Origin of the sequence: Rhodopseudomonas sp. G2_2311 (assembly GCF_047501505.1) — a bacterium.
Classification (GTDB): domain Bacteria; phylum Pseudomonadota; class Alphaproteobacteria; order Rhizobiales; family Xanthobacteraceae; genus Rhodopseudomonas; species Rhodopseudomonas palustris_H.
Genome location: NZ_JAZDRK010000003.1, coordinates 123,535 through 138,759, shown reverse-complemented (window position 1 = coordinate 138,759; position 15,225 = coordinate 123,535). Strand labels below are relative to the sequence as shown.

Sequence of the window (15,225 nt, the reverse complement as noted above, 5' to 3'; positions counted from 1 at the left end):
CCGGACGACGCCGCGCGTCCATCATCCGAACATCCAAGTTCTCGTGCGAACCGACAAGAGCCGCCGGCGCATACGCCTTAGATCAAGGTCGCCGAGATACGGTCTCAATGAGGAGTCACGCAATGCCCGATTCGTCCTCTCCCACAGTGGTGCTGGTGCATGGCGCCTGGGCCGATGGTTCGAGCTGGCGGCTCGTGATCCCTTATCTCCTCAGCCAGGGCATCCCGGTGGTCGCGGTGCAAAATCCGACCACATCCCTCGCCGCGGACGTCGAAGCCACCAGGATCGTGCTCGACAGCATTCACGGCGACGTCGTGCTGGTGGGCCATAGCTGGGGCGGCGCTGTGATTACCCAGGCCGGCAACGACCCGAAGGTCAAAGCCCTGGTGTTCGTCGCGGCCCTGCCGCCGAAGGTCGGCGAATCCGTCGGCGATCTGGTTGGCTCGCATCCGTCGCCGCCGGGCCTGAGCCAGATCGTCGATGACGGCCAAGGCCATCTCAAGCTCAGCGAAGCAGGCTGGGTCCACGACGTCGCGCAGGACCTTCCGGAGGATGAAGCGCGCGTGCTGGCGGTGCTGCAGCCGCCGCTGCCGACCACCACCTTCGCCGACAGGATCACCAAGGCGGCGTGGGAGACCCGGCCGAACTGGTACATCGTCTCGACCGACGACCGCATCGTCAGCGTCGAGCTCGAACGCGAACTCGCCGTCCGCCTGAAGGCCAAGACCATTGAGCTGAAGGCGAGCCATCTGTCCATTTTGTCGCAGCCGCAGGCCGTCGCTGACGTGATCCTCGACGCCGTCCGCACAGTGGCGGGCTAAGTCCATACGCTGCCACGCCCCTCAACCTGGAGACCTCCGATGAGCACTCCTGATCACGACAATGTGCCGGGACCATCACGAGCGCTGCAGCCCAGCGCTCTCCACATCACCCGGCGTGACGCAATCGTGGGTGCCGCCTGCGTCGCTCTTCTTCCCAGCACCGTCATCGCACAGCCGGCCCACCCTCAGCGACCTTCACAAGGAGACCACGGAATGAGCAGCGGATTCGTCAAGACCAAGGACGGCGTCGATATCTTCTACAAGGATTGGGGCCCGAAACAGGCCCAGCCGATCGTGTTTCATCACGGCTGGCCGCTGTCGTCCGACGATTGGGACGCACAGATGCTGTTCTTCCTGGCCAACGGTTATCGCGTGGTCGCTCATGATCGCCGCGGTCATGGCCGCTCGTCTCAAGTCGACACCGGCCACGACATGGATCACTACGCGGCCGACGCATCCGCAGTCGCCGAGCATCTCGACCTGAAGAAGGCCGTGCATATCGGTCACTCGACCGGCGGCGGTGAAGTGGCGCGTTACGTCGCCAAGTTCGGTGAGCCGCAGGGCCGCGTCGCCAAGGCCGTGCTGGTCTCTGCCGTGGCGCCGCTGATGCTGAAAACCGAGAAGAACCCCGGCGGCCTGCCGATCGAAGTGTTCGACGGCTTCCGCAAGGCGCTCGCCGGCAATCGCGCGCAATTCTTCCTCGATGTCCCGGCCGGGCCGTTCTACGGCTTCAACCGACCTGATGCGAAGACGATGCCGGGCGTGGTCAACAACTGGTGGCGCCAGGGCATGATGGGTAGCGCCAAGGCCCACTATGACGGCATCAAGGCGTTCTCCGAGACCGACCAGACCGACGATCTGAAGGCCATCACCGTCCCGACACTGGTGCTGCACGGCGAGGACGATCAGATCGTGCCGATCGAGGACTCCGCCAAGCTTTCGGTCAAGCTGCTGAAGAACGGCAAGCTGAAGACCTATCCGGGGTATCCGCACGGCATGCTCACCACCCATGCCGACGTGCTCAATGCCGACCTGCTGGCGTTCGTCAAGGAATAAGGCCCCGCGGCAACCAAGCAGCGGTCCGGCCCGACACGTCGTCGCGCCGGGCCGTTGCGTTTTACCTGGCTCCTACCAACCGTATTGCAACTGCGCGCCGAGATAATCGCTGCTGCGGCCGCCGGCGGTGCGGATGGTGTCGCCGACCTCGAAATGCACTGCTTCAATCGCGCCGGTGAGATGCGCGTCGAAGGCGTAGTCGAGGCGGAGCTGGCCGTAGGCGCCGGTCCACGCGCTGCCGGCCCCTGCAGTGCCGGCCACCGGCACACTCGGCTGAACGTAGATCGCGTCCGCCGTCGTGGCGCGCCATTGCAGGCCGACCGCCGCCATCAGCTTCAGCCGGTTCGCCGGCGACACGGTGATCGACGGCTTGAGATGCACGAGGTTCGCATAGCCGGTGAAGCCGGCCAGCGTGAAGTAATAGCCGTTCGGGAACAGCGGATTGAAGGTGCCGACGACGCCGTCGTTCGGCCGGTCGTCACCAGACGCCGCATCGAACTGCAGCCCGAGCCGCGGCTGCCAGGCGGCCGCCAGCGTGTAGCCCGCGCGGGCTCCCACCGCCCAGGCCCGCGCCGCCGAGGCGCCTACTTGCCCGGTCTGCCCCATCGCCTCGAGGTCCCAATCGAGCGGGCCTTGCTTGCCGGCAAAGCGGACGTCGAAGATGTGCCGGCGCTCATCACCGAAGGCATCGAGATAGCGCCCGCCGGCACGTTCATACAGCGAGTAATAGCCTGAGAGCTCGTTGTCGCCGAGCACCTTACGTTCGATGCGGAGCGTACTGAAACGGAACTGATCCGACGAGCGATCGTCGAACGGCCGATCGTCGAAATACTGCACCGGCCGGCTGACGAAGCCGATGAACCGCCAGGTGCCGGTCTCCCAGTCGGCCCACACAGCGTCGAACGATTGCCGCACGTTGGGGCCGTCGCGCGACGACACGAAACGCTGCAGGTCGAAGGCGAAGTCCTGCCGGCCGACCCGGGCTTTGAGCAGCCCGCCGGAGAACTGCTTGGTGTATTCGAGAAACGCCAGCCGCAGGTCGACCCGATCCTGATCGACCGAGGTGACATTCAGCTTGTCGAACGCCCGATCATCCTCGAGCTGGACGAACGCCCGCCAATAGGCATCGAAATGCACATCGGCGTGGACCTGCAGACGCTGGATGACATAACTGTCGCGGGCATTGCCGCCTGTGCCGAACGCCGGGGCGTCGTTGAACTCGAACCGCTCGCGCAGATTGGCACCGAACGACACATAGCTCTTCGGATCAGACACCCACAGCGGCACGTATTTGAGGGAATCCAACGGCTCGGTCCGCAGCTTCGGATCGGCCAGCACCGACCAATCCTCGGCCCAGCGGTTGGACTGGATCGCCGGCCGCGCCGGCGCATCGTCGGCCGCGCGGGCGAGACCGCCGAAGGCGATGAGCGCGACGGAGGCCAGCAGCGCCGAGCGGACGCGCGCAGCACGCCGAACTTCCCCGCGCTCTCCGCCGGCCGCCGTCACTCGGCCGCCGCCGCGCGCCGCTGCGCCGCGGCGTGGATCTCGGCCACGTAGCCACCGGGGAATTGCAGCATCGCGGCCTTGCGGTCCTCGAACGAATAAGGCGGCACCAGCACCGTCACGCCCGCTTCCTTCGCCTTGGCCATCGTCGCCTCCAGATCGGCGACTTCATAGCCCGTGGTCTCGTGGCCGTAAGGATACGGCAAATGTCCGTCGGTGACGAACACGGTCATCTTGCCGAATCCGGATTCGATCCGGATTCGCTTGATCTTGGCGTCGGGCTTGCCCACCTCGGCGCCGGATGCGACGCTGCTGTCGGACACGACCCGGCCGTGCGAGAACTTCACGAGGCTGCGCACGAACGCCTCGGCCCGATCGGCCGCGACATACACCCGGTTCTCCGGGACCGAAGTGAACGCGGCATAGTCCGGCTTGGTCGTATGCCAGTACAGCTGCATGTTGACCCCGCCGGGCCACTGCACCACCGCGTCGCGTCCGATCGGATCCGGGAAGGTCGACACGATCACGGACGCGCCCGCTGCGCGCGCCTGCCTGATCGCCACATCGATATCGCTGACCAGATAGCCGTTGCGCTCAGCGCCGAACGGGTAAGGGATCGGTGTCTTGAACCCGAACAACGACACCGTGCCCACCGGGGTCTGCAGCAACTGCGAGGTGGTGCTGCTCGGCGTCGGCGTCACGGTTGCGACCACCTGCTTGGTGCTCTTGCCGCCGAAGGTGGCGAGAAAGCTCGCCACGAATTTATCGACGTCCTCGGGTGCCACATAGACATGTGTGGTGTCGTATTGCGGCGCGACCGCAACCGATGGGTTGGCGTGGCGCGCTTCCTTCGCTGCCACCGGCGAACTCAGCGCGGCGGCGATCGCCAGCAACAGAAGGGGTTTCGAGATCTGTTTCACGGAAGTCTCCTCGCCAATATCAGGACGTCGATCGCCGTTGGTCGGATAGCATCGCCACCAGCACGAAGCCGGCGATCAGTCCGAGATGTTCAAAGAAGGCGTTTGCCTGCATCCCACGATCCGCTGCAGGCGCGGACCAGAACGCATTCGCCGTCAGCATCGCCACGAAGGTCAGGACGCCAAGCGCGCCGGCACCAAACCAGACCAGCCGATCGGCGAGCACCAGGAGCGAGCCACCCAATTCAACGATGATGGCGAGCGATGCCCACAGCCAGCCGGGATGCAGGCCGAACCTCTCCTGCTCGGCCACAGCCCCGGCGAAGTCGAACAGCTTCACCACGCCGCCGAGCAGATAGGCCGACACCAGCGCCAAGCGCGCGGCGTGCCACAGCAGCGGCGACGACAGGATCGTCGCCGCCCACCTCGGCTCGTCAGCCGGCCTCACCTCACACCGCCCAGCAAGCGCAGCCCAGCGCGCCCCAGAAGCTCTTCAGATCGGAGACCGGCAGCTTGCTCGACCACGCGGTGGCGTGATCGTGACCATGCAGCGTGCAGCTGTTGGCGCAGCCGCACGACGTCATCGCCTGTACCGCGACCTTGCCGGCCGCACTTTCATCGTCCGCCCAGGCCGCATAGCCGCCGAACCGGCGCACCGGCGACCAGTCCGGCATCGCCGGCGGCGGCGCGCTGTCGTCGTGACCGGCGAACTCGGCGGCGCCATACACCACCTTGCCGCCGACCATCGTCAGCAGTGCGGTCGTATCCGCGATCTCGGCTTCGCTGCAGGAGAAGTAGTCGCGGTCGGGCACCACCACGTCGGCGAGCTGGCCGACGGCGATTCGCCCCTTGTTGCCTTCCTCGTTGGAGAACCAGGTGACGTTCTCGGTCCACATCCGCAGCGCGGTCTCGCGGTCGAGGCAGTTCCGCTGCGGCGTGATCCGAAGGCCGCCGACGGTGCGGCCGGTCACCAGCCAGGACAGCGACACCCACGGATTGTACGACGCGACCCGGGTCGCATCGGTGCCGGCGGAGACCTTGACGCCGCTGTCGAGAATGCGCTTCACCGGCGGGGTCGCCTCCGCGGCGCCGAAGCCGTAGCGCTCGACGAAGTACTCGCCCTGATACGCCATCCGGTGCTGCACGGCGATGCCGCCGCCGAGCGCTGCGATCCGGTCGATCGAGCGGTCCGAAATCGTTTCGGCATGATCGAAGAACCAGTGCAGGCCGTCGAGCGGCGTGTCCTGGTTCACCTTCTCGAACACGTCGAGCGCGCGCGAGATCGTCTCGTCATAGGTCGCGTGCAGACGCCACGGCCATTTGTTCTGTACCAGGATGCGCACCACCTCTTCGAGCTCGCCTTCCATCTCCGGCGGCATGTCGGGGCGTGGTACGCGGAAATCCTCGAAGTCGGCGGCCGAGAACACCAGCATTTCGCCGGCACCGTTGTGCCGAAAGTAGTCGTTGCCCTGCTTGTATTTGGAGGTCTTGGTCCAGTTGAGGAAGTCGTCCTTCTCGCCCTTCGGCTTCTGCGTAAACAGATTGTAGGCGAGCCGGATCGTCAGCAACCCCTCCTCGTCGAGCTTCTGGATCACCGCGTAATCGTCGGGATAATTCTGGAAACCGCCGCCGGCGTCGATCGCACCGGTGACGCCAAGCCGGTTCAGTTCGCGCATGAAGTGGCGGGTGGAATTGACCTGATAGTCGAACGGCAGCTTCGGCCCCTTCGCCAGCGTCGCGTAGAGGATGTTGGCATTCGGCTTGGCGAGTAGCAGACCCGTGGGATTTCCGTTGGCATCGCGGGTGATCTCGCCGCCGGGCGGCTCCGGCGTATCCTTAGTGTAGCCGACCGCGCGCAGCGCCGCGCCGTTGAGGATCGCGCGGTCATAGAGATGCAGCAGGAACACCGGGGTGTCCGGCGCCACCGCGTTGAGTTCGTCGATCGTTGGCAGCCGCTTTTCGGCGAACTGGTGCTCGGTAAAGCCACCGACCACGCGCACCCATTGCGGCGGCGGCGTGATCGCGACTTGGCGCTTCAACATGCCCATCGCATCGGCGAGCGAACGAACGCCGTCCCAGCGCAGCTCCATGTTGAAGTTCAGGCCGCCACGGATGATGTGCAGATGGTTGTCGATCAGACCGGGCAGCACCCGCCGGCCCTTCAGATCGATCACGCGGGTCGAGGGACCAGCGAGCGGCAAGACATCGCGGTCGTGCCCGACCGCCCTGAACCGCCCGCCGGAGATTGCCACCGCACTGGCGGTCGGGTTGCTCCGGTCCAGCGTCGTGAACAGGCCGCGATGCAGGATGATATCGGGCGCGGTGCTCATGAGTGCTTCTCCATCTGGTGCGGTTCGGAAGTTGAGGACGTCTCAGCGGCGCGGCGCCCCGGCAGCATGCCGAAGATGTGCGGCGTACACCTGGCGTCGCGCCACGCGGCCGCGAGGCTGTGGCCGGAGATGATCTGGCGTGCCACCGGCACGATCTGCTCGCCGGCAAGAATGCCAAGCAGTCCGATCAGCGCCACCAGCGGCGGCGCGGGCGAGCGCACGTTGAGCAAGCTGTAGATGATGCCAACCAACAGGCCGGCACCGAGCGACAGCAGATACACTTTCATCGTGCTCTCCCCGCGCCGGCCAGATCAAGCGGCCTTGGTGCCGCCCTCGGAGGCGTGTTCGCCGAGCGCCCACTTGGAGAAGCGGATCTGGATGCCGTAGGGCGAATGCGCCCGCAGGATGTCCATCATGCCCTCATAGGTTTCCGAGCGCGCCCAGTCCTGCTGCAGTTCGAACGCGTACTGGCAGGAAGTGATCGGCACTGCGCCGGCCTGGATCGCCCGCTCCATCGAACGGTTGTGCGCTTCCATCGACAGATCGCCGCAGGCATCGGCCGGGATGTAGATCTCGTAGCCTTCCTTCAGCATGTCGAGCGTCGGGAACATCACGCAGGCTTCGGTCCACAGCCCGGCGATCACGAACTTCTTGCGGCCGGTGGCGGCGACGGCTTTACGGAAGTTCGGATCGAGCCACGAATTCATCGAGGTGCGATCGATGATGTCGAGGTTCGGAAACAATTCGGTGACTTCCGGCATGAACGGGCCGGAGAACGAATCCTTGGCCACCGTGGTCAGCACCGTCGGGATCTTGAACAGCTTCGCCGCCTTGGCGAGGATCTGGATGTTGTTGAAGACCACAAGGCGGTCGTGCGACTGCACGCCCTGATACATCGCGGGCTGATAATCGATCAGCGCGATCGCGCTGTTGTCGGGCGTGAGCATATCCAGTTTCGACATCGGAACTCTCCAAGTTCGGGGCTGAGCTGAAGCAACTGGGGGCAATCATGCCCTGCCCGGCGCCCAGATCGCTTGGACGAACCCGTCGCCGCTTGCACGAACGCGCGGCGCCCTGCTCGCGCCGATGACGACATCTCACCGCAGGTGCACTCATGTAGTCAGGACAGCTCGCGCTGCTTTGGGTCTGATGACGAGCGATCCTCTCGCGCCTGACGCGGCGCTCAAACATTCAAACCGCAGCAAGGTCTTGCAATCCCGTTTGGCGCCGCCGCGATAGATTTCCGCTTTGGCAACCAGCGCCGGACAGATCACGGGCGCCTTCAACCCAGCGAGGACCGATGAGCAGTGTTGAAGGCGGCCAGCAGACGAAGGCTCCGCCACGCCCTTCATCCTGGGCAGCCTTTCACCACATCGCCTTCACGGTGGTGTGGACGGCAACGGTGGTGTCCAACGTCGGCACCTGGATGTTCAATGCCGCCTCCGGCTGGCTGATGACCAGCCTGGAAGCAGACCCGCTGCAGGTCGCGCTCGTGCAAGTCGCGTCCAACCTGCCGATCTTCCTGTTTGCCGTTCCGGCGGGTGCGCTCGCCGATATCGTCGACAAGCGCAAGTTTCTGATCGTGGTGCAGATCGTCCTGACCGTGTTTGCAAGTGCCAGCGCCGCGCTGGTGTGGTTTGGCCTGATGACGCCGCCGCAGCTGTTGCTGTTCGCCTTCCTGCTCGGCGCCGGCGCCGCCTTTGCCGCACCGGCGTTTCAATCGATCGTGCCGGACCTGGTGCCGAAGCAGGACCTCGCCTCCGCGGTCGCCAGCAACGGCGTCGGCATCAACATCAGCCGCGCGATCGGCCCGGCGCTGGGCGGCATCGCAATCGGTAGTCTCGGCATCGCCGCGCCGTTCTGGATCAATGCGGTCAGCAACCTTGCGGTGATCGCCGCGCTGATCTGGTGGCGCCCCGCTCATCCGCGCAGCGGCACGCTACCGCCGGAACGACTGATCGAAGCACTGATCACCGGCATCCGTCACGCCCGCCACAACACCGAGCTGCGCGCGACGCTGGTGCGTGCGGTGGCGTTCTTCTTCTTCGCCAGCGCCTATTGGGCGCTGTTGCCGCTGGTGGCGCGGTCGCGGATCGCCGGCGGGCCGGAGCTGTACGGCATCCTGCTCGGCGCGGTCGGCGCCGGCGCGATTGGCGGCGCGCTCATCCTGCCGAAGCTGAAGGCCGCACTCGGCCCCGACCGGCTGGTCGCCGCCGGCACGCTCGGCACCGCGCTGTGCCTGGTGATGCTCGGCCTTGCCCGGCAGGTCGAACTCGCTGTCGCCGCGTGCCTGCTCGCCGGCGTCTCGTGGATCGCCGTGCTGGCCAGCCTGAACGTCTCGGTGCAGGTCGTGCTGCCGGATTGGGTCCGCGGACGCGGCCTGGCGATGTTCGTCACCGTGTTCTTCGGCGCGATGACCGCAGGCAGTGCGCTGTGGGGCCAGATCGCCTCGTCGTTCGGCCTGCCGATCGCACATTTCGCGGCTGCGGCGGGCGCAGTGCTCGGCATTGTGGTGACTTGGCGATGGAAACTCAAAGCTGGCGCTGACGTCGATCTGTCACCCTCGATGCACTGGCCGACTCCGATCGTCAGCATCGATGCCGAACCGGATCAGGGCCCGGTGCTGATCACGGTCGAGTACCGAATTGCGCCGAGCCATCGCGAGGCGTTTCTCAGCGCGGTGCGGCATCTCAGCCGGCAGCGGCGGCGCGACGGCGCCTATCAATGGGGCGTGTTCGAGGATGCGGCCGATCCCGGCCGCTTTGTCGAAACCTTCAAGGTCGCTTCATGGCTGGAGCATCTCCGCCAGCACGAGCGCGTCACCAATGCAGATCGGGTGCTTCAGGAGCAGATCCGCTTGTTTGATGCCGAACCAAAAGTGACGCATCTGATCGCCGCGCCGCATGGGCACATCAAACGGCAGCCGGCGCATCCGCCGCAGACGTCGTGATGGCTTAGCGCGCCGCTGCGCGCGTCACGATCTGCAGGAAGTTGTCGTTGAGCCGGCGCGCCGCCTCCGCAAAACCGGGCAAGAGCCCTGTGGTCTCGTCGGCGAGCTTCGCGGCACGCTCGCGCCCGAGCGCCGTCTCGAGCGAAGCGGCATAGGCGGGAATTTGCTGCCATTCGGGCACGGTGCGGTCGGTGATCTCGACGTGATACTGCAGTCCGTAAGCCGCAGGGCCAAACCGGAACGCTTGCACCGCGCAAGCATCATTGCGCGCCAGTACTTCCCCGCCCGCCGGCAACGTCGCGACTTCGGCCCCGTGCCATTGGAAGGTCTGCAGCGGGCTGGAAAGACCGGCGAACAACGGATCGGTTGCGCCGGCCGCGGTCAGCTCCACCTCGCCCGGACCAACCTCAGGAGTTTTCCCCAGACGGACTTCGCCGCCGAGCGCAGCCGCAAGCAACTGATGCCCGAGGCAGATGCCAAGATACGGCCGGCCAAAATCCTGCACGAAGCGTCGGATCGCAGCCTTCTCCGGCACCAGCCAGGGATGCTCGTCTTCCTGCCAAACGTCTTGCGGGCCGCCCATCACAATCAGAGCGTCATACGGCTCGAGCGCTGGGATCGGTTCGCCTGCATCGAGCTCGACTGCATCCCACACGATCCCCGCTTCGCGCCAGAACTCGCGGAAGATGCCGGGATGCTCGACATCGACGTGCTGAAACACCAGGAAGCGCAGTCCGCTTCGGTTCGGGCTGGTCGCGATGCTGTTCATGTCGGCCCCGCTCAGATCGGCGCGTGATGCGCGCCACCGATGGCGCGGTTTTGGCCGATACGCTGGCATCGAGCAAGCGCGATAAATGAGCAGCGCCCGCCGAAGCGCGACGGTACCAATCTACGATTCCCCTGCTTTACGGAGCAGATAGATGTCCATCACCCAGCCCTTGGCGGCGCGTACCTGCCGGCGGACGCGCTGAATCTCGGGCGCAATCTCCGGGAGCTTGCCGGCTACCAGGACTTCATCGTCCATGCCGAGGTTCGCGCCCCAGAAGATTTCGGCCCCCTCGGCGTCGATCTTGGCGAAAGTCTCCTCGCCGTCGAGCATCACCACCGTTGTCTCGCCCGACCATCGCCCCGCGTCGGCGAGCTTGCGCCCTGTTGTCACCGTGACGGGTTCGCCGATGCCATTCAGCGCGATGCCATGACGCGCTGTCAGCGCCTGCACCGCGGTGATGCCGGGAATGATCTCGTAATCGATCGCCATGCCGCCCGCGCGCAGCCGGTCGAGAATGCGGATCGTGCTGTCGTAAAGCGACGGATCGCCCCACACCAAAAACGCGCCGCAACCATCCTCCGGCAATTGCTCGGTCATCGCCTGCTGAAACCGGTCGGCGATCTGGGCGTGCCAATCGTCCACCGTGGCGCGATAATCCTGCGGCTGCGCCTCACGCTTGGGGATGTCGATGGTGACGAAGCGGTAGCCCGGCGTCTTGATGAAGCGCTCGCAGATCTGCTCGCGCGCCAGGCGCAGCTCGGCCTTTTCTTCTCCCTTGTCGGGAATGAAGAACACGGTCGCGCGGTTCAGCGCCTCGACAGCCTGAAGGGTCAGGTAGTTCGGACCGCCCGGCCCGATTCCGATCAACAAGATCTTCCGCATCGTCGTCCTATTCCGCCCGCGAACGCCGCTTCACCGCGCCAGCGCCAACAAGGCATCGAGATCGAGATTGCTTTCGCAATGATCGGCGAGCGCGTCCAGCGTCTCCTCCACCCGCCGCTCGAAATCGAGCCCGGACGACGCGGCACCGATCTGCGCCAGCCAGGCAGAGCGGAACGCATCGCCGCCGAAGATGCCGTGCAGATAGCCGCCGCTGATGCGGCCGTCCGCCGAGACGGCGCCTTCGGCGCGCTCGGTGCCTCCCTCCTCCAGCTTCAGCCAGGGCCGCGCCAGACCCGGGCCGGTGGTCCGCCCCATATGCATCTCGTAGCCAACGACGCGGCACCCGCTGAGCCGATCGATCGCATCGATCTCGATCAGGCGCTTGTCGCCAGAAATCTCGGTCTCGATGTCGAGCAAACCAAGCCCGGCGGTCTCGCCCGCGGGCCCTTCAATGCCTTGCGGATCGCGCACCACCTGGCCGAGCATCTGGAAGCCAGCACACAGCCCGACAACGCGGCCGCCGCGGCGGACGTGGGCGTGAATGTCGATATCCCAACCCTCGCGCCGAATCAGATCGAGCTCGGTGCGGGTCGCCTTCGAACCCGGCAGCACCACGACGTCGACATCGGCCGGAATGGGCGATCCCGGCTGAATCCACTGCAGATCGATGTCGGGCTCCGCCACCAACGGATCAAGGTCATCGAAATTGGCGACGCGCTGCAGCCGCGGCACCGCGATCTTGAGCCGGCCCCGGCTCGCCGCCGCGGCGCGCTCCAGCGCCAGCGAGTCTTCGGCCGGCAGCCGGTCGGCGCCGGGAAACCAACGCAGCACGCCGAGGAACGGCCAGCCGGTCTCGGCCGTGATCGTTTTGCAGCCGGGCTCGAACAGCGAGAAGTCGCCGCGGAATTTGTTGATCAAATAGCCGACGACTCGGGCCCGATCGCCCTCGCTCAGCAGCACGTAGCTGCCGACCAGCGCCGCCATGGTGCCGCCGCGATCGATATCCGACAGGAACACGACCGGCAGATCCGCCGCCTCGGCGAACCGCATGTTGGTGATGTCGGAGGCGCGCAAGTACACCTCGGCGCCGCTGCCGGCGCCTTCGACCAGTACCAGATCGGCCTCGGCAGCGAGCCGCTCGAAGCTGTCGACCACCGCCGGAATCAGCCGCTGCCGCATGTGGTGATAGATTCGCGCCGGGCAGTTGCCGAGCACGCGTCCGCGCAGCACCACCTGGGCGCCGATCTCGGACTGCGGCTTCAGCAGCACCGGGTTTATGTGAATCGACGGCGCCACGCCGCAGGCGCGGGCCTGCAGCGCCTGAGCGCGGCCGATCTCGCCTCGAACTTGTTCGCCGTTCGGACCGAGCGGCAGATCCGAGTCGGACGCGACCGCGGCGTTGTTGCTCATGTTCTGCGCCTTGAACGGACGCACCACCAGCCCGCGCCGGGCGAAGGCACGGCAAAGCCCGGCGACCACCATGCTCTTGCCGACGTCCGAACTGGTGCCCTGGATCATCAGCGAGCGGGCGCGCCGCGGACCAGTGGTCTCGCGCGGCGTGAATTGGATCCGGGAGATGAGCTCCTCGACATGGGCGTCGGTCATGAAACCACTCGATGGCATAGAGTTGAGAGGAAGCAGCGCAGGCGCCCGCGCCTGCGGTCGAACGTGATCGGCAGCCGCGGCATCACTCAGCCATGGCCGGCCATCGCCACGACGCCGAGGAGCAGGCCGATCTGGATCATCTGTTCGGTGGCGCCGAGCACATCGCCGCGATAGCCGCCGATCAGCCGGAGCGCGATCCACGGGGCCGCCAAGCCGAACACACCCGCGACCAGAAGCCCCGCGATCGCCGCCAGCGGATTGAGCATGACCAGCCACAGCGCCCCGAGCACGCTGAACGCAGCCAGCCCGAACCAGCCTGCCGAACTGATCGCGCGCGTCGGATAGCTCAGCTTGCCGGTGGCTGCGTCGCCGGCATAAGGCAGCGCCGACATCGCCGCGACGATGCCGGTCCGCCCCAGACTATAGCCGGCCACCAGAGTCGCGACGCCGAGCCACGGCGGCAGGCTCGCCAGCGCTGCGACGCGGATTGCAAAACTGAGGACCAGCGCCACCGCGCCATAGAGGCCGAGGCGGCTGTCCTTGATCAGCGCCAGGCGCTGCTCGCGGGTGCGGCCGCCAAACAAGCCGTCCGCTGTGTCGGCGATGCCGTCCTCGTGCAGCGCGCCGGTCAGCGCTGCCCCCGCCGCCACAGCCATCATCGCGGGCACCACACCCGACCAGATCAGCGAACCTGCGAGCAGCACGCCACCGCACACAAGACCGATCCCGGCGCCGACCAGCGGAAAGTACTTCGATGCGCTCAACAGCCAGTCGTCGTCGAACTGCGCGGTGCGCGGCGTCGGCAGCAGCGTCATGAACTGCACGGCATTGAGCAGGGATTGGATCTGCCGGCTCACGAGCGCGATCCAAGCCGACCCGCCAGCACGTCCGACAGCGCGGCGAGATCGTTGAGGATACCGGCGGCGGCGCGCAGCAGCGGCACGGTCATCAGTGCACCGGTGCCCTCGCCGAGCCGCAAGCCGAGATCGAGATACGGCGTCGCCTGCATCGCTTCGAGCAGCACGCGATGGCCGCGCTCGGCCGAGCGATGCGAGAACACGCAGTAATCGCGCGCCGCGGGCTGCAGCCGCACCGCGAGCAGCGCAGCCGCGCTGGCGATGAAGCCGTCGATCACCACCGGCCGCCGCGACGCCGCAGCGCCGAGCACTGCGCCGGCCATCATCGCGATATCGAATCCGCCGAACTCAGCGAGCACGTCGAGCGGCGCCGTCGGCTGCGCCCGCGCCGCGGCCTGTTCGACGATGGCGCGCTTGTGCGCGACGCCGGCATCATCCATCCCGGCTCCGCGGCCGACGCAATCAAAGATCGGCTCGCCCGTCAGCGCATGGGTGATCAGCGCAGCAGAAGTGGTATTACCGATTCCCATCTCGCCAATCGCGACGATGTCGAGCCCGCCGGCGATATCCTCGCGCACCAGATCGGCCGCCGCGGTGATGGCACGCGCGGCCTCCTGGTGAGTCATCGCCGGTTCGTGGCGGGCGTTGCGGGTGCCGCGCCGGATCTTGCGATCGATCAGCTTGGGATGTGGCGGCATATCGGCATCGATGCCACCGTCGACGATCCGCACCTCGGTCGCGACCGCTTTCGCCAGAACGTTCACGCCGGCGCAGTCCGCCAGATATGCCTCGACCATCGAGCGGGTCACGCTCGCTGGATACGGCGACACCCGGTCGGCGGCGAGACCGTGATCGCCTGCAAAGATGAACACCGATGCCCGCTCGGCCCGCGGGGGTGCCGGATGCCAGATCAGCCCGAGCTGCACGGCGAGTTCTTCGAGCCGGCCCAGCGAGCCCGGTGGCTTCGCCTTGCCGTCGAGACGGGCTCGCAGCTCGGACTCATGGGCGGGATCGACCGGCGAAACGGAAAGGATCCGTGGATCAAGCAAGGGCGCGTGCATCGGAAAGCTCGGCAATAAGAAGGCTGCCGGCGCGACGGCGGGCAGTGAAGACAGTCGAACGACCATCGTGGCGGCGACAGCAAAGCTGTGCGCGCCGGTTCGTTCGGGCGACGACGGGATTTGTCCGCGGAAAGCGGAGGCGCGCGTCAGGTCGGCGGTCGGTGCAGCATGTCTGTGTCCTTCTTCGACCCACCGTCGAATGGCATGGTTTTCGGACTTCGGCCGGTCTCCTGGCTCGCGGACATTGTCCCGGTCGCCTTCCCGAGCGGCTGTTGCGCCGTGCTCAGTGGCAGTTTGACCGGAAGCGGTCCACTTACAGTTGCGGGGGCAGCCGCGGACTTGGCGATTGCTCGCCGCACCGCATTCCCGTTTCACCCTTCGAACGAAGGGCACCGAAGCGAGCGGCACCACAGCACGGCGACGCCCCGGGCGCAAGATTGACAACAACCCGGAGCCGCCCTCTAAGACGAAGGT

General features: G+C 66.3%; 14 protein-coding genes and 1 riboswitch. Of the genes, 3 read left to right on the top strand and 11 right to left on the bottom strand.

Going from position 1 to position 15,225, the window contains the following annotated elements; genetic code table 11:
* Positions 1-122: 122 nt before the first annotated feature.
* Together VRZ08_RS06080 and VRZ08_RS06075 are read left to right on the top strand one after the other, a co-directional pair.
* Positions 123-821, top strand: a complete 699-nt coding sequence (locus VRZ08_RS06080) for an alpha/beta fold hydrolase (protein WP_414531965.1) — start codon at positions 123-125, stop codon at positions 819-821.
* A gap of 213 nt (positions 822-1,034) precedes the next feature.
* Positions 1,035-1,877 carry an alpha/beta fold hydrolase gene (locus tag VRZ08_RS06075; RefSeq protein WP_414531964.1) on the top strand — a complete coding sequence of 281 codons (843 nt, stop codon included), beginning with the start codon at positions 1,035-1,037 and terminating at the stop codon, positions 1,875-1,877.
* Positions 1,878-1,949: 72 nt separating this feature from the next.
* Here VRZ08_RS06075 and VRZ08_RS06070 read toward each other — a convergent pair whose 3' ends face one another.
* The 6 genes from VRZ08_RS06070 to VRZ08_RS06045 are packed head-to-tail and all read right to left on the bottom strand — an operon-like array spanning position 1,950 to position 7,589.
* Positions 1,950-3,383: an alginate export family protein gene (locus tag VRZ08_RS06070; protein ID WP_414531963.1), complete on the bottom strand. Its 1,434-nt coding sequence runs from the start codon at positions 3,381-3,383 to the stop codon at positions 1,950-1,952.
* Complete coding sequence (locus VRZ08_RS06065) at positions 3,380-4,300, bottom strand: VOC family protein (protein ID WP_414531962.1); 921 nt, start codon at positions 4,298-4,300, stop codon at positions 3,380-3,382. Before VRZ08_RS06065 ends, VRZ08_RS06070 begins: the two co-directional genes overlap by 4 nt.
* A gap of 19 nt (positions 4,301-4,319) precedes the next feature.
* A complete protein-coding gene (locus VRZ08_RS06060) occupies positions 4,320-4,745 on the bottom strand; it encodes a DoxX family protein (protein ID WP_414531961.1) in 426 nt (141 codons plus the stop codon).
* A 1-nt stretch (position 4,746) separates the two neighbouring features.
* A complete protein-coding gene (locus VRZ08_RS06055; RefSeq protein ID WP_414531960.1) occupies positions 4,747-6,627 on the bottom strand; it encodes an amidohydrolase in 1,881 nt (626 codons plus the stop codon).
* Positions 6,624-6,914 (bottom strand): XapX domain-containing protein, encoded by a 291-nt coding sequence (locus tag VRZ08_RS06050; protein ID WP_164572664.1) that lies wholly within the window; start codon positions 6,912-6,914, stop codon positions 6,624-6,626. Before VRZ08_RS06050 ends, VRZ08_RS06055 begins: the two co-directional genes overlap by 4 nt.
* Positions 6,915-6,938: 24 nt before the next feature.
* Positions 6,939-7,589, bottom strand: coding sequence for a hydrolase (locus VRZ08_RS06045; RefSeq protein ID WP_107344066.1), 651 nt, complete (start codon positions 7,587-7,589; stop codon positions 6,939-6,941).
* 338 nt (positions 7,590-7,927) lie between these two features.
* Between VRZ08_RS06045 and VRZ08_RS06040 the strand changes: the two genes are divergently transcribed.
* Positions 7,928-9,577 carry an MFS transporter gene (locus VRZ08_RS06040; RefSeq protein WP_414531959.1) on the top strand — a complete coding sequence of 550 codons (1,650 nt, stop codon included), beginning with the start codon at positions 7,928-7,930 and terminating at the stop codon, positions 9,575-9,577.
* A gap of 4 nt (positions 9,578-9,581) precedes the next feature.
* Here the strand turns inward: VRZ08_RS06040 and VRZ08_RS06035 are convergent, their stop codons facing one another.
* From VRZ08_RS06035 to cobT, 5 genes are all read right to left on the bottom strand, one after another.
* The gene (locus tag VRZ08_RS06035) at positions 9,582-10,346 is read right to left on the bottom strand and encodes a type 1 glutamine amidotransferase (protein WP_414531958.1); all 765 of its coding nucleotides are present in this window, start codon (positions 10,344-10,346) and stop codon (positions 9,582-9,584) included.
* 120 nt (positions 10,347-10,466) lie between these two features.
* Entirely contained in the window at positions 10,467-11,228 is a 762-nt protein-coding gene (cobF, locus tag VRZ08_RS06030) for a precorrin-6A synthase (deacetylating) (RefSeq protein WP_414531957.1), read from the bottom strand.
* 30 nt (positions 11,229-11,258) lie between these two features.
* Positions 11,259-12,833: a cobyric acid synthase gene (locus tag VRZ08_RS06025; RefSeq protein WP_414531956.1), complete on the bottom strand. Its 1,575-nt coding sequence runs from the start codon at positions 12,831-12,833 to the stop codon at positions 11,259-11,261.
* 86 nt (positions 12,834-12,919) lie between these two features.
* A complete protein-coding gene (locus VRZ08_RS06020; protein ID WP_414531955.1) occupies positions 12,920-13,690 on the bottom strand; it encodes an adenosylcobinamide-GDP ribazoletransferase in 771 nt (256 codons plus the stop codon).
* Complete coding sequence (gene cobT, locus VRZ08_RS06015) at positions 13,687-14,751, bottom strand: nicotinate-nucleotide--dimethylbenzimidazole phosphoribosyltransferase (protein ID WP_414531954.1); 1,065 nt, start codon at positions 14,749-14,751, stop codon at positions 13,687-13,689. Before cobT ends, VRZ08_RS06020 begins: the two co-directional genes overlap by 4 nt.
* Before the next feature lie 202 nt (positions 14,752-14,953).
* A riboswitch (cobalamin riboswitch) is annotated at positions 14,954-15,163 on the bottom strand.
* Positions 15,164-15,225: the final 62 nt, after the last annotated feature.